Genomic DNA, 17,955 nt, shown 5'->3' with positions numbered 1-17,955 from the left:
GGGGTCTGGTTTTTAGCGTCTTTCAATCGCTACGATAAACGGTGGGTTGTTTTGTTGATTAATAAATTGATATTGCAGGACATGGGCTCTTTTTTGATCTAATTGCTGACAGTATTCTAGAAGTGAATCTCGTTCAACAGCACCCTGTTCGTGACCATGATAAATAACAAGGACGATTATTCCCTCGGGTGCCATCCATTCCAAAAGCTGCTCAATGGCTGCAATTGTTGTTTCAGGTCGAGTAAAAATCGTTTTGTCACTACCAGGCAAATAACCAAGATTGAAAATAGCGCCTGTAATTTTTCCCTGCCATTCAGAGGGAATCATCAAGGAAAGTTGTTCATGACCTGCATGAAAAAGAGTCACCCGCTCCGTCAGCTTGTTTTGCTGTAATCGTTCTTCGCTTGATCGAATGGCCTCCATTTGAACATCAAATCCAAAAACTTTCCCTGTTTCTCCAACCAATTCAGCTAAAAATACGGTATCATGGCCATTACCTAGCGTCGCATCTACTGCGATATCTCCCGGTTGAACCGCTTTTTTTAGTATGCTTTTGGCAAACGGAAGAATACGTTCCATTTTCATGAGATCAGTTCCCCACTGTTCCTTCAAAAAATTTTCCTTGCCAGCTATTTCTTCGTTTCAATTCCGCATCAATAGCATTTAGTACTTCCCACTTATTGACACTCCACATCGGTCCAACCATCAAATCAATCGGTCCGTCACCTGTAATACGATGAACAATCATTTCCGGTGGTAAAATTTCTAATTGGTCACATACTAAATTTACATAGTCCTCTTGAGAAAGAAATTCTAGCATCCCTTTTTCATATTGTTTAACCATCGGTGTGCCTTTTAACAAATGAAGTAGGTGGATTTTTATCCCCTGCACATCTAATTTGGCGACTTCTCGAGCAGTTTTCATCATCATGTCATATGATTCAAGTGGCAAACCATTAATGATATGGGAGCAAACTCGAATTCCATGCTTGCGTAACTTTTGGACGCCCTCTATATAACATTGAAAATCGTGAGCGCGATTGATGAGGAGTGCCGTACGTTCGTGAACGGTCTGGAGTCCCAGCTCAACCCATAAATAAGTACGTTCATTTAACTCCGCTAAATATTCAACAACATCATCAGGCAGGCAATCTGGACGGGTAGCAATCGATAAACCCACAACGCCTTCTTGTTTCAGTACCGTTTCGTATTTTTCACGAAGGACCTCTACAGGTGCATGAGTATTTGTGAACGCTTGGAAGTAGGCCATATATTTGCCATCTTTCCATTTTGTGTGCATCTTTTCTTTAATTTCGTTGAATTGGATTTCGAGTGTCTCCACCCTGTTTCCAGCAAAATCACCAGATCCAGCAGCACTACAAAATGTACAGCCGCCATGTGCTACTGTACCATCACGGTTTGGACAGTCAAAACCACCGTCCAATGCTACTTTAAACACCTTATGGCCAAATTGCTGGCGTAGGTGGTAATTCCATGTATGGTATCGTTTATCATCTGATGCATATAGAAAAGGTTTTGTCTGAAGCATTCAGAAAACCTCCTTTGTTAAAATAAAGAAACATAAATTTAATTTTATCATGAAGTATCAGGCATATCCAAATGTAATTGTTTCAAGTGTATTTGGTAAAAATTATCCAACAGGTTATGTAATAGGAAAATGATTGGGGAACACAATAAGAAATGAAGCAGTACGTGCTTCAAAATGAGGTATTGTGCAACAGGATGAAGGAGGTTCTTAGATGGCTACTCGCGATTCAATGGACAATTTAATGCAGCAGGTTGAGGATTCAATTCGCTACGCTGAGGAACAGTTTAAACAAAGCAGCCTTCAAGAGCATTATAATGACGATGATTATACAAAAGCATTACAACAGCTTGAGGAGACCTATCAAGATATTGCGAAAATGGCTCAAAGTGCCAATTCGCAGCAACGAGAACAGCTTCATCGAATGAGACTGCAGTTACAGCAGCTTCAGAATACCTTGATTCTAGAAGGGCAATAAGAGGAGGAAGACCTTTTGAAAAAGCGCTCAAAACAGCAAAATCCAGAACAAAAAACCCGAAATGGACAAAATAATCATGATCTTGAACTTGGGCAGGATGTAGATCTGGTAAAACAAGCAAAAAAGAAATATGAGCAATCAGGCGGTCAGCCAGTTAAATCAAAAATGCACCAAGAACAAGACCAATCATCCTAATCATTAGTAATGACCTCTCATCGATTTTCGGTGAGAGGTCATTTTTTTCTCTATGAATTTTTTTTGTTTTATCCCATTCTTCCATCATAAATGCATCCAAGATCATGCTAAATATCAATTTTATAAAGAAAACATTGTGAAAATAGAAGAAAAAAGCTGTTCACAGTTTGGAAACAACTCAAGTTTCATTTGTGATGCACGTCACAGAATGGGTTGTTTTTTAATGGTTTAAATAAAGTATTGAATATAAATAGTGCATTCCAATCCCTCCACTTTCTTCTAGAGGAATCCTTAATTGTTCACCGAACTAAAGTCCAATTGTGCCTAGGATTTTCCCATCATATAGCCTAGGCAATTTTTGAAAGGAAGTTATCAATGAAAAAGTACTTACTACTCGTGGTTCTGATTGGGGTTATGTTGTTTCCTTCCATTAGCTACGCAGAAAATGAAAGCATTTTAAGTATGGAAGAGTTATCAATTCAGATCATGCCAGAGTACACCTACCATCCAAATGATAAAAAGAAGGATCATCCTCCGCTCTTAATTGGCTATCAAGGAACAATGGTCAACAACTCGGATGAACCGCAAAAGGGCCAGATTGAAATAGCGCTTCCAATGAATCATAAAAATTTTCGGATTGGCTATGTGGCCGATTATTCAGCCAATTTACAAAAGGCCTATGAAATTGAATATAGCATTGATCGTGAAAAAGGAACGATTTCTTGGACAACCAGTGAAGAAATTAAGGCGAAAGACCGCTATAAGTTCGTGATTGAATTTTATACCGATGATATAAAGGTTAATGGTAAAAAGAAGTCCTTAACTTATGACTTTACAAGCTTTGCTGATATAGCATTAGTCAATGTGTCCTTTATACAACCATTCAAGGCAAAGAACATGGAGCTCACACCTGCACCAGTTGAGGAGCAAAACCATTCTGAAGGGAATAAGACAGTTAGTTATTTGTTCCAAGGCGTTAAAGTAGGTGAAACAAAAAGCTTTACACTGAACTATCTCCGCAGCGAATCAAAGCCAACGGTAGAAGTAGAACAAGCTTCAACTACAAAGAAGAAAGAAAATCAACAATCCCCATACCTTACAATTGGAGTAGTTAGCGGGATTAGTGTCTTAGCTTTCGGAACATTCCTATTGGTTAGAAGAAATAGAAAGAAACAGCAGTAGCGATTCACGCCAAATAGGGCTTGATTAATTGGGATTAAGGTACCCTTTGGGGCTTTAATATAGATAGAGAAGACATAATGGGAGGTGAAAGAATGTTCAAAAAGTTTTTAAAGATGAACAAAAAGTTTTTGCTTGTGGTGGCTTTACTTGTCGGTGTCCTGATTTCATTAACAACAGTTAAAACCATGGCCTATTTGGATTCCCCTGGTTTTTGTCAAAACTGTCATACGATGAAAAATGTGTATACTTCCTTCATGGACTCTACACATTCAGATTTGCAATGTAATGACTGTCATTTACCACACAAGAGTGAGGTAGGAAAATTATTCTTCAAAGGACGTGCCGGGATGACTCATGTCTATTTCAATTCACTGGGGACAGATGATATCCCTAATGTCATTGAGGCATCGGACCGAACGATGAAGGTAATTAATGAAAACTGTAAATCCTGCCACAAGAGTACGATTACAAATGTTTCGCATGACGCGAAAGAAAGTTGTGTCTCCTGTCACAAAACAGTTCCACACGGGAAAGGCTTTAAGGATGACCACTATAATAAGCCACCTCAATCAGGAGAATTATTAGAAAATAAGGGAGGATTTTAAGAATGGGAAGGTTCGGATATGGGGCATATCTTCTTCTGCTTGCATGTGTGTTAATCATCACCGGCTGTAGCAAGGATTCTAGTGAGAAAACAGCTTCAGCAGCAGGTGCGAAGACGACAGGCCTATCAGCAGACGAAATAAGCAATGAAGCGTTTAAGGATTTATTTCCGCTTCAATATAACAGCTATAAGAAAAATGAGAAGATGGAAGATACCACAAACGGTGGCTCTGTGAAACGCAGTAAGTTTGAAGCAGACAAGGAACCGTTGTTACCAATTCTGTTTAACGGATATGCATTTGCAACGGAATATAATGAAGAACGCGGGCATACTTACGCGTTAGAGGATATTCGAAATGTGAAACGGATCACTGATAAATCAGTTGGTTCTTGTTATACCTGTAAATCCACGGCCGTACCACAAATGATTGAAGAAATGGGCGACGATTATTGGGGGGCAAATTTTAATACTGAAATTTGGCCTAAAGGGGAAGAAATGGGTCATTCTCCGATTGGCTGTTCCGATTGCCATGATCCGAAAACGATGGATTTACGTGTTACTCGTCCAAGCTTTTATAAAGCATTAGAAACAAAGGGAGTAGATACGTCTAACCCAACCAAAAATGATATGCGCAGCTATGTTTGTGGTCAATGTCACGTGGAATATTATTTTGCTGCTGACAACAGTGAAGTCACATTCCCATGGACAAAAGGTTTTAAACCGGAAGAAATGTATGAATATTATAAAACGATTGCTAAAGAAAAGGGCTTTGAAAAGGATTGGGTTAGTAATATTTCAGGTACTCCGATGTTAAAAGCGCAACATCCTGAATATGAAACCCATTCATCTGGTACACATGGTAAAGCCAATGTCTCGTGTGCTGATTGCCATATGCCATATGAACGTGTCGATGGAAAAAGAAAAATCACCTCCCACTGGTGGACTTCACCGCTTAAAACAATGCAAACTTCTTGTGGTCAGTGTCATGGTGATCGTGATTTAGACAAATTAAAAGATCGTGTCCTTGAAATTCAAGAAGCAAATGTTAGCGCACTGCACGAGGCACAAGATGTTTCGACTTCATCTCATTACTATGTGAATAAAATGATTACCTCTGGTGTGAACGAGGAGAAAATCAAGCAAGCACAGGAATTTGTCCGTCAAGGCCAATGGTTCTGGGATATTGTCGCAGCTGAAAACTCTGCTGGATTCCATAATCCACAAGGCTCGATGGATTCACTAAGGATTTCGAGTGAGGCGTCAAATAAAGCAATCCGTCTTGCCACAGAAGAGTTAGTGAAAAAAGGTGTCAATATGGATGAGCTAGATCAAGAGATTGAAAAGGTGAAAAAGGCTGTCTTAGATGAAAAGGATAATGAGAAGAAAAAAGATAAGGCTGTCAACAGTTATTTCCCTGCTCAAGCACCGGTAGTACCAACTGTTCTAAAAAAATAGACCCTTTCCATTGTATTCTTATTCGTCCCGCCAAGAAGGAATAAGAAGGAAAGAGTCGGCAAATACGTTCAAGAAAACACTGTTTCTTATTGGAGAACAGTGTTTTCTTATTTGTATTGTGACAAAATAGTGGTTGAGTGTCAATTTTTGAAAATCATTATGCCTTTTGGCGGAATAGTTGCTAGAGTTGGCGGAATTAATCCAGAAATTTGCGGAATTACTCCCTGCACATGCTGGAAAAAAGGATTGCACCCAGCCTGAAAAAGGAATAAAATAAAATTTTGGAAATCGAAATAATGAAATACAAAGGAGCGGTTTTCATGCCACGTGCCTTATGGCTATTAATCATTGGGATGGCGGTGAATGTAATAGGCTCTTCTTTTTTATGGCCTTTAAATACTATCTATATTCACGATCATTTAGGAAAGTCTTTATCTGTTGCTGGTATCGTTCTTATGCTCAACTCCGGGGCGAATGTAATCGGGAATCTTTATGGCGGTCATTTATTTGATAAAATGGGCGGTTATAAATCAATCCTATTAGGAATTGGTATTTCCCTTATAGCACTTGTGGGGTTATCAATCTGGCATGACTGGCCAGAATACATTGTTTTTTTAACGATTGTTGGATTTGGAACAGGAATTATTTTTCCATCCATGTATGCGATGGCTGGATCAGTTTGGAAAGAAGGTGGGCGCAAGTCCTTTAATGCCCTCTATGTGGCTCAAAACCTTGGGGTTGCGATTGGTGCGTCACTTGGCGGAATTGTAGCTGACTATTCCTTCCAATTGATCTTCCTTGCGAATACCATTATGTATGTCATTTTTCTATTCATTGCCATATTTGGCTATAAAGGGATCACGGTCGAGCAGGCAACCCACATCCATGATGAAATAGGAGTAAATATGGGGAAAAGTAAAGTAAATTTGCAAGCGTTGCTTATTCTTTGCGGCGGCTATTTGCTATGTTGGGTTGCCTACAGTCAGTGGACCACAACGATTGCCTCCTATACACAAGAAATCAATATTTCATTAACGCAATATAGTTTATTATGGACGATTAACGGTGCTATTATTGTCTTGGGGCAGCCGCTATTAAATGGATTGTTGAAGCAGTTTTCAGCCTCCCTTAAGCTGCAAATTCTGATTGGAATCGGTATTTTTATCATTTCGTTTATCGTAGCTGGAAAAGCGAGTGCATTTTCAGGATTTCTTGTTGCAATGATTATCCTAACTATGGGTGAAATGTTCATCTGGCCTGCAGTTCCGACCATCGCATTTGATTTAGCGCCAGAAGGTCGTGCAGGATTTTATCAAGGTATCGTCAACAGCACAGCCACTGGCGGTAGAATGGTTGGTCCGTTACTTGGTGGAATGTTGGTAGATTTATATAGTATGAGGGCCTTATTTACAGTATTAATTGGCTTATTCCTTATCGCTGTTGTAACGACAGTCTTCTACGATCGCCATTTGAAATCGGTTAAGAAAGTCACTGTAAAAGCATGCTAGAATTATGATAAAACATTTATTTCCACAACCCGCTGTCAAATAGATGGTGGGATTTTTTTCGTACATAAATGAATCGCAAAGAAAGGTGACCATGTTAATAATTCAGGCGAACAGTCGTCTTATTTTTTGGTATAGTAACTATAGACAGAATTATCGTTTCATTTATAGAAATGAGATTCGAGATGGAAAAGGAAAGAAGGAGAGGCCATGCTTGCTTTACTACCTCTTATGCTTGAGCGTGTTGGGATCCTCATCATCGTAGCATTCATTCTCTCGAGGATGAAATCCTTTCGTCAGGTTATTCATAATGAACGAGGAATTCTTGCTAAAGTAACCATCATTGCAATTTTTGGAGCCTTCGGGGTGATCAGTAATTATACAGGGGTAGAGATCGGGCATGGAACGATCACGTCTCAGGATTGGCTAACAAACGTAGATAGCTCTGGTGCTATTGCGAATACAAGAATCATGGGGGTAGCTATTGGCGGTCTGCTGGGCGGTCCCATGATTGGAATTGGCGTGGGTCTTATTGCTGGGCTACACAGATTATCACTTGGGGGATTTACAGCTGTAGCTTGTGCGGTGTCGACTATTTTTGCTGGTGTTGTCACAGGTCTTCTAAGTAAGCGTTTTAAAATTCGTGAGAAAAGCTCGCCATCAAAGGCTGTTATGATGGGGATCTTGATGGAATGTGTACAAATGGGGATTATCCTTCTCTTGGCAAAGCCCTTTAATGAAGCACTTCATCTAGTAGAACTAATTGCGTTCCCTATGATCGCCATCAATGGCTTTGGCACACTATTATTTTTATTAATCATTCAGGATATTTTCCACGAGCAGGAAAGAACAAAGGCGCTGCAAACACATAAGGCGTTGTATATCGCCAATCAGACGCTGCCATTTTTTCGACTAGGCTTGAATATCGGTTCGTGTACAAAGGCAGCAGAAATCATATTAAAATGGACGAATGCAGATGCTATCGCCATCACAAATCAATACCAAGTATTAGCCCACGTTGGGGCCGGTGCCGATCATCATCTTCCATCCGGATCCATGGCAACGGAGTTAACGAAAAAGGTATTGGAGCAAGGCCATATTATTATTGCAAAGTCAGCTAAGGAAATTCAATGTTTTGATCCGCACTGTCCGTTAGAGGCGGCCATTGTCTTACCACTCAAGGTCCATGAGAAGACTCTTGGAACATTAAAATTATATTTTACAAGTTCTAGTAAACTAGATCGCGTTGAGCAAGAGCTTGCTGAAGGCTTGGGGAAACTGTTCTCTGGTCAGCTGGAAATGGCAGAATTGGAGATGCAAAGAAAATTATTAAAGGATGCGGAGATAAAGGCACTTCAGGCCCAAGTACATCCACATTTTTTATTTAATGCGATCAATACCATTTCAACTCTTGTGCGAACAGATGCGGATCAAGCAAGAAAGTTGCTCATTCAGTTAAGTATCTTCTTTCGCAGTAATCTTCAGGGGGCGCGGCAAATGGTAATTCCACTTGAGAAAGAGCTGGAGCATGTCGAAGCCTATCTGACAATTGAACAGGCACGATTTCCTAACAGGTATGAAGTAGAATTGGAGATCGATCCATCGTTAGAAAAAGTATTAATTCCACCATTTACCTTGCAGCCGCTTGTGGAAAATGCGATTCGCTATGCTTTTCCAAAAGTGCAAACGGGAATGGTTAAAGTCCGTGCCTTTGAAGAAGAAGGGCAAATGATCCTGCTAACAGAGGATAATGGAAAAGGGATCTCATCTGATTTGCTTCGAACACTTGGAAACGAAACCGTCGAATCAGCGGAAGGAACAGGAACAGCCTTATGGAATATAAAAAAGCGGATTGAAGAAATTTATGGGCAGCAGGCAACTTTTCAAATTGATAGTAAACTAGATCATGGGACAAAAGTGTTCATTAAACTACCAAAAACATCGCAAAAGTGGGGTGAAGAAAGTGTTGAAAGCCTTTATCGTGGATGATGAACCACTTGCAAGGGATGAGCTTTCCTATTTGCTCAAACGCAGCAAACAGGTGGAAATAACAGGAGAAGCCCATTGTGTCGAAACGGCCATGGAAAAACTAGAGTATCTTGAGATTGATGTCATTTTTTTAGATATCCAGTTAGCGGACGAGAATGGAATAGAAATTGCCAGTAAACTAAATCAACTTGAATATCCACCGTTGATTGTGTTTGCGACTGCTTTTGATGAATATGCGCTAAAGGCATTTGAGTTAAACGCAGTGGACTATATTTTAAAACCGTTTGATGAAAAAAGGGTCCAACAAACCATTGAAAAGCTGTATAAGCGTGTCAGTAATAAAGAACAAAACATAGCGCTACCTACAAGGCAGCAATCAATTCCTGGTGAACGAGCAGAAAAATTAGCTGTTTCGGTCGATGACAAAATCGTGTTAATGAACATAAATGAAATCCTTTATGTTGCAGCACAAGAAGGGAAAACACTCATATCCACCGAGAAACAAAGGTTTTGGGTGAGTGATCCTTTGGTCATATTTGAACGGAAACTTCATCGTACCCCCATTATGCGTGTCCACCGAGCCTTTTTAGTAAACATTGATGCCATCTTAGAGATTGAACCATGGTTTAATTCTACCTACAATTTGATTTTAAAGACGGGTGAAAAGGTGCCAGTAAGTAGAACCTACACTAAAGTTTTAAAACAGTTACTAGGTTTTTAAATAGCTATTTTTGTATTTCAATTGATTATTGATGTTTTTCACCCTCTGATTCTTGCGTTTTAGGCTGAAAACCACATGTTATCGCTTTCATTTATTATGATAGGGATAAAGGACAAAGAGTTGGGGAGGTTGAAATATTATGAATGCGGTTTCAGTTGTCATTGGCTCTATTTGTATTTTAATGATTGCCTACCGTTTATATGGAACATTCATGGCAGCAAAAGTCTTAAAATTAGACGATTCAAAGCCAACACCGGCACACGAATTGAATGATGGAAAGGATTATGTCCCAACAAATAAGTGGGTAACATTTGGTCACCACTTTGCTGCGATTGCCGCTGCTGGTCCATTGGTAGGTCCCATACTGGCAGCTCAATTTGGATATTTACCAGGGTTACTCTGGTTATTGATTGGTGCGGTAATTGGGGGTGCTGTTCATGATGCAGTGGTTCTATATGCATCGATGCGAAAAAAGGGGAAATCCTTATCTGAAGTGGCAAAAGATGAATTGGGCCCTGTAGCCGGTTTCTGTACGGGACTTGCCATGTTATTCATTATTACCATTACGATGGCAGGACTTTCAATGGTAGTTCTTCATGCACTGGAAAATAATCCATGGGGTACGTTCTCAGTAGGTATTACGATTCCAATTGCGATGGGGGTAGGGATATTTTATAAAAAGACAGGTAATCTGAAATTAACTTCAACGATCGGCTTTATTCTTGTCATGGTTGGCGTGTTTGTGGGTCCATCTATACAAGAGACCATCTTGGGTGATTGGCTCACTTTAGATACAAAAACGTTGGCTATTATTCTACCAATTTATGCTTTCTTTGCAGCTGCTTTGCCAGTATGGCTCTTGCTTGCTCCACGTGATTACTTAAGTAGCTTTATGAAAATTGGGGTATTTATCGCCCTTATCATTGGGGTATTCATTATCAATCCATCGATTCAAATGCCAGCCTTTACAAAATTCACCCATGGTGGAGGCCCTGTTATCGGTGGTCCTGTATGGCCGTTTATCTCGATTACAATTGCCTGTGGTGCCATTTCTGGTTTCCATGCCTTTGTCGGATCGGGGACCACGCCTAAAATGCTCGATCGCTGGTCAGATATTAAGGTAGTAGGCTTTGGCGCAATGTTAGTAGAATGTGTCGTTGGGATTATGGCCTTAATTGCGGCGACAGCACTGCATCCTGCCGATTACTTTGCGATTAACTCGACGCCAGAAGTTTTCAAAACGTTAGGGATGCATGTCGATCAATTACCAAAGCTTGCCCAAGAAATTGGCATTGACCTTGAGGGTCGAACTGGCGGGGCAGTGACATTAGCGGTTGGGATGACCTATGTTTTCACTGAAATTCCTTGGTTTGCGAAATTATCGTCTTATTTCTTCCAATTTGTGATCATGTTCGAAGCGGTGTTTATTTTAACAGCGATTGATTCTGGAACACGTGTGGCCCGTTATTTAATTCAAGATTTTTTCGGTGAGTTTTATAAACCTTTGAAAAAGACAGATTGGCTGCCAGGCTCCATTTTTGCAAGTGCTCTCGCCTGTTTTATGTGGGGATACTTACTATTCTCAGGAGATATCGGTTCTGTTTGGGCATTATTTGGAGTTTCCAATCAACTAATGGCCTCGATCGGTCTCATCATTGGGGCAACAGTTATATTGAAAGTGGCCGACAAACGTTGGTATATGTTAACCTGTTTAGTACCACTTGCATACTTGTTTGTAACCGTTAATTATGCTGGCTATTGGATGGTGAAAAATGTTTATCTCAATCAAGCAGCAGCAGGCTATAGCGTCTTGAATGGGGTATTATCGATCATCATGTTAGTACTTGGTCTGATCATTATGGTGACCGCTATTAAGAAATGGACGACAATGTGGAATTCACCTCGTTTCCAATTTGGCTCAAGAGTTGCATAAATTTTAAAAGGCAGAGGATTAATGAAGACGTCTTCATTGATCCTCTGCCTTTTATTATCCCTTATGATTGCTCCCTATCCACATCCTTAATCAGTTCCAGTTTTTTTTGTCGCTTCATTTGATACATATTTTTATCTGCCACAGTAAATAACTTATCTACATGATTAATGGATTCCGGGCTGTACGCAAATCCAATAGACATGTTAATGGTTTGCGCGATCGATTCAATTTTATATGAATTAACCTTTTTATCAATCGAATCAACCATTCTCTCTACTTCTTCTAGGGAAGAGTCGACAATGAGGAGGGCAAATTCATCGCCGCCTAATCTTGCGGTTATGACTTTCTCTGAGGAAAACTTTTTTAAGATGGCTGCAGTTGTTTGGATTAAAAGATCGCCCGCTTTATGTCCGTAACGATCATTTACATACTTCAGCTCATCCAAATCACAAATCACGATAGCAATTTCTGAATTCATTTCCTGCATGTATTTTTCGAGCTTTTTTTCAAAATATCCACGATTATATAAACCTGTTAAATCATCTGTAAAAGACATTAAATAAATTTTTTCATAAAGTCTAGCAGTTTCAATGGAGGTCAGGACTTGTGCGCCAATAATTTGTAATAATTCTTCATGTTCTTTCCGGTAGGCGAATTCTTTAAAACTTTGGGCGGAGATGACTCCTTTAACCTGATCATCGAAAATGATGGGGACATAGATATGAGACTTCGTCTCATTTGATCCGACAATGTACCTTTTTCCTTTATCATCACTTTCGACTTTGTGATGAATAATTTGCCTGGATTGAATGGCAATTGAGGCATTATTTTCGCCAAATTCGATTGTGAAGGGGGGGAAATATACTCCTTCATCGACCATTAGAAGTATTTTAATTTGGTCTTCTCCCTCAGTATAGGAGGCCAAGTAAAATGAATCAGCCGCCATGACCTCTGCAACCATTTCATATGTTTTTTTTAGCAGGATCTCTTCATTTAATGTCTTGCTGCAAATTTGAGCAAAATTATGAAGGATTTTATAATGTTGATTTAACCACATCATGTTTTCAACAGAATCCTGAAGTTCAGAAAGTGCTTCCGCTTTTCCTTTATCTACTCCCAAAGACTTTAAGTGGGATTTTACCTTAAGTAGGAATCGCCTTTTTAATTTATTCATAATCCTATTCATCATTAAATGCACTTCCACGTCATAATCTATTCATAAAAAAATGAATCCATTGATTATTGATAAGAATGTATAAATGTTGAGAATTGCCCAGCTTCATTATGTTATTAAAATCATACAACAATGGTGGTCAATGGACAAGAGTGAATAATAAAAATGAGAAGTGCCACCTGTGTATAGCCGGCCAATGGTTTCGATCTTATTAAATCAGTACAGATGTTTAATCTAAATAAATTTGGTCCATCCTTAATTTAGGCGTTTGATTGCTTGCAACCCGTGCAAAAATTTAATACAATAACCGTAATACTTTATATTGAAAAAACAGTGATCAGGAGTAGTAGTGGTGCCTAACCGAAACAAAAGAGAGTTGACGGCTGGTGAAAGTCAACCGGGTAGGTCATGAACTCGCCTATGAGTTGCAGGTATGAAGGATAGTAATGCCTGCCGTATTCCGCGTTAAGGATGAATGAAGCGAGTGCAGTTAAGCACTAATGTGGGTGGTACCGCGGGAAGATACATACAATCCTCTCGTCCCTTTTATGGGATGAGGGGTTTTTTTATTTTAAGGAGGAAACAAATATGAGTTTCGATCATCAAAAGATTGAGAAAAAGTGGCAAAAGAAATGGGAAGAAGAAAAAACATTCAAAACGAGCGAAGAATATGATAAGCGGAAATTTTATGCTTTAGATATGTTTCCATACCCATCGGGAGCTGGACTCCATGTCGGACACCCAGAAGGGTATACGGCGACCGATATCCTCTCCCGTCTAAAAAGGATGCAGGGATATAATGTCCTTCACCCAATGGGCTGGGATGCCTTTGGATTACCAGCAGAACAATATGCATTGGATACAGGGAACGATCCAGCTGAATTTACAGCGAAAAATATTGATACATTCCGTCGACAAATTAAGTCACTTGGATTCTCGTATGATTGGGATCGAGAGGTTAACACAACGGATCCTGAATACTATAAGTGGACACAATGGATTTTCTTAAAGTTATGGGAAAAAGGGCTTGCTTACATTGATGAAGTTGCCGTGAACTGGTGTCCGGCATTGGGAACCGTTCTGGCTAACGAAGAAGTAATCGATGGGAAAAGTGAACGCGGTGGACATCCGGTTGAGCGCCGCCCAATGAAGCAATGGATGTTAAAGATTACGGCCTATGGCGATCGTTTACTTGAAGACCTTGAAGAGCTTGATTGGCCAGAAAGTTTAAAAGAAATGCAGCGTAATTGGATTGGCCGTTCTGAAGGAGCAGAAGTCACTTTTCAAATCGAAGGACACGAAGAAACATTTACAGTTTTCACCACCCGTCCAGACACATTATTCGGTGCAACGTATGCCGTATTGGCTCCTGAGCACGCCTTTGTTGAAAAGATTACAACTGAAGAGCAGCGTACTGCTGTTAAGGCATACTTAGATAAGGTTAAATTGAAGAGCGACTTAGAGCGTACAGACTTAGCTAAAGAGAAAACAGGCGTATTTACCGGTGCCTTTGCGATTAACCCAGCCAATGGTGAAAAAATGCCAATCTGGATCGCCGATTATGTACTCGTCAGTTATGGAACGGGTGCAATCATGGCAGTACCAGCTCACGATGAACGTGACTACGAATTTGCCAAGGAATTCAATTTACCAATTAAGCCAGTTGTGGCCGGTGGGGATGTTGAGAAGGAAGCCTATACAGGTGACGGAGAACACATTAACTCTGAATTCTTAAATGGGTTGAATAAAGAAGTGGCTATTTCCCAAATGATTTCTTGGTTAGAAGGGAAGGGAATTGGAAGCAAAAAGGTAACCTTCCGCTTACGCGATTGGTTATTTAGCCGTCAACGTTATTGGGGTGAGCCGATTCCGATTATCCATTGGGAAGATGGCACATCAACAGCCGTTCCGGAAGATCAGCTTCCATTGACATTACCAAAGACAACCGATATTAAACCATCAGGAACTGGAGAATCACCACTTGCTAATATTGCTGATTGGGTAAATGTCGTCGATCCTGAAACGGGGAAAAAAGGACGTCGCGAAACCAATACCATGCCACAATGGGCAGGTAGCTGTTGGTATTATTTACGTTATATTGATCCAAAAAATGATCAGGCCCTTGCCTCACAGGAAAAATTAAACCATTGGTTACCTGTTGATATTTACATTGGTGGTGCGGAGCATGCTGTTCTCCACTTGCTATACGCTCGCTTCTGGCATAAGTTCTTGTATGATATTGGTGTTGTGCCAACAAAAGAGCCATTCCAAAAGCTTTTCAACCAAGGAATGATTTTAGGCGAAGGTAATGAAAAGATGAGTAAATCTAAAGGAAATGTTGTCAATCCTGATGATATTGTCGATAGCCATGGCGCCGATACATTACGCTTATATGAAATGTTCATGGGACCACTCGATGCTTCGATTGCTTGGTCGACAAATGGTTTGGATGGTTCGCGTCGGTTCTTAGACCGGATTTGGCGTCTATTAGTGGAAGAGAACGGGTCATTAAGTCCGAAAATCAAAGTTGTAGACAATGGTTCTAGCTTGGAGAAAATTTATCACCAAACGGTGAAAAAGGTGACGGAAGATTATGAAGGTCTCCGTTTTAACACAGCGATTTCTCAAATGATGGTGTTTATTAATGAAGCTTATAAAGCAACCGAACTTTCGCTGGATTACATGGAAGGTTTCGTCAAAATGCTTGCCCCTGTTTGTCCGCATTTCGCAGAAGAGTTATGGGAAAAGTTAGGGCATAGGGGAACCATTTCTTATGAAGCGTGGCCAGCATATGATGAAGCAAAACTTGTCGATGAGGAAGTTGAAATTGTGATTCAAGTGAACGGAAAGGTAAAGACAAAGCTGATGGTTCCAACTGATGCTACGAAAGAAGCATTAGAAGGGATTGCTATGGAAGATGATCACATCAAAGAGCAAATTGAAGGAAAAACAGTTCGCAAAGTTATTACTGTTCCGGGTAAACTAGTCAATATTGTTGCAAATTAATGAGGTCATAAAGCTCCCCCTATGCGGGGGGATGCTTTTCTAAAAGGGGATGGATTGAATGGAAGAAATCAACACAATTACACCAGAAGAATTGGAAAGGAAGCTTGAGGCAGGAGAGAAGCTGGAGCTTGTCGACGTGAGGGAAGATGATGAGGTCGTCTATGGAATGATCCCAGGCGCAAAGCATATTCGGATGGGCGACATTCCAAACAGTCTGGACTATTTTGACAAAGAAAAAGAGTATATTTTTATCTGCCGTTCCAGCCACCGCAGTGGAAATGTTTGTCATTACTTGCATGAGCAAGGATACAAGGTTCGCAATATGGTGGGCGGCATGCTAGCATGGACAGGAGAAACCGAATACGTTGAATAACCGATTCCACTTTGGAATCGGTTTTTTTGTACAAAAAACAGTAAAAATCCTAATTTTAAAAGGAATTAATTTTTAAAATTCAGATAAATAGTCAATAATGATAAATAAAATGAAAGGGAGAGTATCGTGATACAGGTTAAGTTGTTTGATCGTGAGCATGAAAAGGATTTAGAAAAGGAAATGAACCGTTTTTTACGCGGGATAGAAGAAAAGAGTCTGCTAGATATTAAGTACAATGTGGCAGCCATGGCAGAGGAAGAAGAGGAAGAGCAAATATATTGTTTTACAGCGATGATAATTTATAAGGCTTGACAAAGTTGTCAAGCCCTATTTTTTTTTGCTGCTATAGCAGCATTTGTACCAGCAAGTCTTCCCGTTATCAGAGCGGATGTAATATTATAGCCGCCTGTATAGCCATGTATATCAAGGATTTCACCACAGAAGAAAAGACCATTCATTAATTTAGAGGCCATTGTTTGTGGTTCAATTTCTTTGACAGATACACCGCCGCCGGTGACAAAGGCCTTTTCGAGTGGCAGGGTGCCATTTACATTGATGATGAATTGCTTACAGCTTTTTGCAAAACTGCGAACCTTCTCATTTGAGATGGTCCCACCCTGTTCAGTTGGTTCTATTCCGTTATTTTCTAAGAGAAAAAGAAGATATCTTTCAGGTATAAACCCTTTTAACGTATTCTTTATACTTTTTTTAGGTTCGCTTTTGACAAGCTTAACGATTTCTTGAAAAACTTGCTCTTCTGTTTGATCTGGCAGTGCATCTAGGCTCATCATTACTTCTGATAATTTCCACTTCTTCATTGCCTTGACGACAAACTGACTGCAACGAAGGACAGCAGGACCACTGAGGCCAAAATGGGTAAACAGCATATCCATTCGATGCGTGATGATGGCCTTTCCCTTTGGACTGAGCACACTTACATTAATGTCTCTAAGAGCTAGGCCTTGGAGAGACTTGTGCCTAATAAATGGTTCATTTGATGTAACAGGGACTTCGGTTGGAAATAATTCCGTAATCGTGTGTCCAGCCTTTTCCGCCCATGCATATCCATCACCGGTAGAACCTGTGTGGGGGACGGATTTTCCACCAACTGCAATAATTACTGCGGATGTGCTGATTGGTTGGCCATCCTTCAATAATACCCCCGAAACATGACCATTTTCATAAATTACATTTTTAACTGGACTATTTTTATAGACTTTAACATGCAATTTTTCTAATTGTGTTAGGAGTGCATCTACTACGGATTGAGACTTATTGGAAACAGGGAACATTCGTCCATGGTCTTCTTCCTTTAAAGCAATTCCGAGCTTTTCAAAGAATTTGATGATATCTTCATTACTAAAAATAGAAAATGCACTATATAAAAACTTGCCGTTACCTGGCAAGTGCTTGATGATTTCCTGGACTGGCAAGCGGTTCGTAACATTGCAACGTCCACCGCCGGAAATAGCAAGCTTTCGTCCCAACTTATCTCCTTTATCAATTAATAATACTTTTGCGCCTTTCTCACCAGCGGCGATGGCAGCCATCAACCCTGAAGGGCCTCCGCCAATGACAATTACGTCGTAGTCCATATTTGCACCAACTTTTTTCATTCTATGGGTATGCTAGTAATATTTATTACAATTACACCATTATAACCATATCCGTAATAACTGAAAACAAAATAAATAGTCAACAATTTTTAATAATTTTTCTATGGTTGTTAGTAGCATCATAGGAAAAAGAGTTGTAAACTACAATAGTATGCAAAAAACGTCGAATTTTACTTGA

At 40.0% G+C, this 17,955-nt stretch carries 16 protein-coding genes and 1 other annotated feature; of the genes, 12 read left to right on the top strand and 4 right to left on the bottom strand.

All coding sequences use genetic code 11. The annotated features are described in order from the left end of the window. Window positions 1–12: 12 nt before the first annotated feature. Together mnmM and mnmL are read right to left on the bottom strand one after the other, a co-directional pair. Window positions 13–585 (bottom strand): tRNA 5-(aminomethyl)-2-thiouridylate-methyltransferase MnmM, encoded by a 573-nt coding sequence (gene mnmM / locus TY15_RS06995; protein ID WP_040207558.1) that lies wholly within the window; start codon window positions 583–585, stop codon window positions 13–15. Window positions 586–589: 4 nt separating this feature from the next. Further along, on the bottom strand, window positions 590–1,549 hold the full coding sequence (gene mnmL, locus TY15_RS06990) for a tRNA modification radical SAM protein MnmL/YtqA (protein ID WP_040207559.1): 960 nt from the start codon (window positions 1,547–1,549) through the stop codon (window positions 590–592). 211 nt (window positions 1,550–1,760) lie between these two features. Here mnmL and TY15_RS06985 point away from each other — a divergent pair, with 211 nt between their 5' ends. From TY15_RS06985 to cstA, 9 genes are all read left to right on the top strand, one after another. Further along, window positions 1,761–2,024: a YtzC family protein gene (locus TY15_RS06985; protein ID WP_040207561.1), complete on the top strand. Its 264-nt coding sequence runs from the start codon at window positions 1,761–1,763 to the stop codon at window positions 2,022–2,024. Window positions 2,025–2,039: 15 nt separating this feature from the next. Further along, the gene (locus tag TY15_RS06980) at window positions 2,040–2,219 is read left to right on the top strand and encodes a hypothetical protein (RefSeq protein ID WP_040207562.1); all 180 of its coding nucleotides are present in this window, start codon (window positions 2,040–2,042) and stop codon (window positions 2,217–2,219) included. Window positions 2,220–2,594: 375 nt separating this feature from the next. Then, window positions 2,595–3,401: a hypothetical protein gene (locus tag TY15_RS06975; protein ID WP_040207563.1), complete on the top strand. Its 807-nt coding sequence runs from the start codon at window positions 2,595–2,597 to the stop codon at window positions 3,399–3,401. 92 nt (window positions 3,402–3,493) lie between these two features. Continuing rightward, window positions 3,494–4,006 carry a NapC/NirT family cytochrome c gene (locus tag TY15_RS06970; RefSeq protein WP_040207564.1) on the top strand — a complete coding sequence of 171 codons (513 nt, stop codon included), beginning with the start codon at window positions 3,494–3,496 and terminating at the stop codon, window positions 4,004–4,006. Between the two features lie 2 nt (window positions 4,007–4,008). Continuing rightward, window positions 4,009–5,460 carry an ammonia-forming cytochrome c nitrite reductase subunit c552 gene (locus TY15_RS06965; protein ID WP_040207566.1) on the top strand — a complete coding sequence of 484 codons (1,452 nt, stop codon included), beginning with the start codon at window positions 4,009–4,011 and terminating at the stop codon, window positions 5,458–5,460. A 320-nt stretch (window positions 5,461–5,780) separates the two neighbouring features. Next, window positions 5,781–6,968, top strand: coding sequence for an MDR family MFS transporter (locus TY15_RS06960; RefSeq protein ID WP_040207567.1), 1,188 nt, complete (start codon window positions 5,781–5,783; stop codon window positions 6,966–6,968). Between the two features lie 207 nt (window positions 6,969–7,175). After that, window positions 7,176–8,954 (top strand): sensor histidine kinase, encoded by a 1,779-nt coding sequence (locus TY15_RS06955; RefSeq protein WP_040207568.1) that lies wholly within the window; start codon window positions 7,176–7,178, stop codon window positions 8,952–8,954. Next, window positions 8,929–9,675 carry a LytR/AlgR family response regulator transcription factor gene (locus TY15_RS06950; protein WP_040207569.1) on the top strand — a complete coding sequence of 249 codons (747 nt, stop codon included), beginning with the start codon at window positions 8,929–8,931 and terminating at the stop codon, window positions 9,673–9,675. Before TY15_RS06955 ends, TY15_RS06950 begins: the two co-directional genes overlap by 26 nt. Window positions 9,676–9,814: 139 nt before the next feature. Next, a complete protein-coding gene (gene cstA / locus TY15_RS06945) occupies window positions 9,815–11,608 on the top strand; it encodes a carbon starvation protein CstA (RefSeq protein WP_040207570.1) in 1,794 nt (597 codons plus the stop codon). Window positions 11,609–11,669: 61 nt separating this feature from the next. Here the strand turns inward: cstA and TY15_RS06940 are convergent, their stop codons facing one another. Further along, window positions 11,670–12,797: a sensor domain-containing diguanylate cyclase gene (locus TY15_RS06940; protein ID WP_052353722.1), complete on the bottom strand. Its 1,128-nt coding sequence runs from the start codon at window positions 12,795–12,797 to the stop codon at window positions 11,670–11,672. Window positions 12,798–13,106: 309 nt separating this feature from the next. After that, window positions 13,107–13,330, top strand: a binding site (T-box leader). A 40-nt stretch (window positions 13,331–13,370) separates the two neighbouring features. Here TY15_RS06940 and leuS point away from each other — a divergent pair. From leuS to TY15_RS06925, 3 genes are all read left to right on the top strand, one after another. Then, a complete protein-coding gene (leuS, locus tag TY15_RS06935) occupies window positions 13,371–15,788 on the top strand; it encodes a leucine--tRNA ligase (protein ID WP_040207571.1) in 2,418 nt (805 codons plus the stop codon). A gap of 58 nt (window positions 15,789–15,846) precedes the next feature. Beyond that, on the top strand, window positions 15,847–16,161 hold the full coding sequence (locus TY15_RS06930; RefSeq protein ID WP_040207573.1) for a rhodanese-like domain-containing protein: 315 nt from the start codon (window positions 15,847–15,849) through the stop codon (window positions 16,159–16,161). A 126-nt stretch (window positions 16,162–16,287) separates the two neighbouring features. After that, the gene (locus TY15_RS06925) at window positions 16,288–16,473 is read left to right on the top strand and encodes a sporulation protein Cse60 (RefSeq protein WP_040207574.1); all 186 of its coding nucleotides are present in this window, start codon (window positions 16,288–16,290) and stop codon (window positions 16,471–16,473) included. An 8-nt stretch (window positions 16,474–16,481) separates the two neighbouring features. On the opposite strand, the gene TY15_RS06920 is transcribed toward TY15_RS06925, so the two are convergent. Then, window positions 16,482–17,756: a BaiN/RdsA family NAD(P)/FAD-dependent oxidoreductase gene (locus tag TY15_RS06920; protein WP_040207642.1), complete on the bottom strand. Its 1,275-nt coding sequence runs from the start codon at window positions 17,754–17,756 to the stop codon at window positions 16,482–16,484. Window positions 17,757–17,955: the final 199 nt, after the last annotated feature.

Origin of the sequence: Neobacillus jeddahensis, assembly GCF_000612625.1 — a bacterium.
GTDB lineage: Bacteria > Bacillota > Bacilli > Bacillales > Cytobacillaceae > Neobacillus > Neobacillus jeddahensis.
The sequence above is the reverse complement of the archived record's forward strand: the minus strand, read 5'-3'. Positions and strand labels throughout refer to the sequence as shown.

Coding starts and splice junctions, on each gene's coding strand:
- TY15_RS06965 (WP_040207566.1), top strand. CDS start 4,009: ATGGGAAGGTTCGGATATGGGGCATATCTTCTTCTGCTTGCATGTGTG.
- TY15_RS06930 (WP_040207573.1), top strand. CDS start 15,847: ATGGAAGAAATCAACACAATTACACCAGAAGAATTGGAAAGGAAGCTT.
- TY15_RS06960 (WP_040207567.1), top strand. CDS start 5,781: ATGCCACGTGCCTTATGGCTATTAATCATTGGGATGGCGGTGAATGTA.
- TY15_RS06955 (WP_040207568.1), top strand. CDS start 7,176: ATGCTTGCTTTACTACCTCTTATGCTTGAGCGTGTTGGGATCCTCATC.
- mnmL (WP_040207559.1), bottom strand. CDS start 1,549: ATGCTTCAGACAAAACCTTTTCTATATGCATCAGATGATAAACGATAC.
- TY15_RS06920 (WP_040207642.1), bottom strand. CDS start 17,756: ATGGACTACGACGTAATTGTCATTGGCGGAGGCCCTTCAGGGTTGATG.
- TY15_RS06975 (WP_040207563.1), top strand. CDS start 2,595: ATGAAAAAGTACTTACTACTCGTGGTTCTGATTGGGGTTATGTTGTTT.
- cstA (WP_040207570.1), top strand. CDS start 9,815: ATGAATGCGGTTTCAGTTGTCATTGGCTCTATTTGTATTTTAATGATT.
- TY15_RS06985 (WP_040207561.1), top strand. CDS start 1,761: ATGGCTACTCGCGATTCAATGGACAATTTAATGCAGCAGGTTGAGGAT.
- TY15_RS06970 (WP_040207564.1), top strand. CDS start 3,494: ATGTTCAAAAAGTTTTTAAAGATGAACAAAAAGTTTTTGCTTGTGGTG.
- mnmM (WP_040207558.1), bottom strand. CDS start 585: ATGAAAATGGAACGTATTCTTCCGTTTGCCAAAAGCATACTAAAAAAA.
- TY15_RS06940 (WP_052353722.1), bottom strand. CDS start 12,797: ATGATGAATAGGATTATGAATAAATTAAAAAGGCGATTCCTACTTAAG.
- leuS (WP_040207571.1), top strand. CDS start 13,371: ATGAGTTTCGATCATCAAAAGATTGAGAAAAAGTGGCAAAAGAAATGG.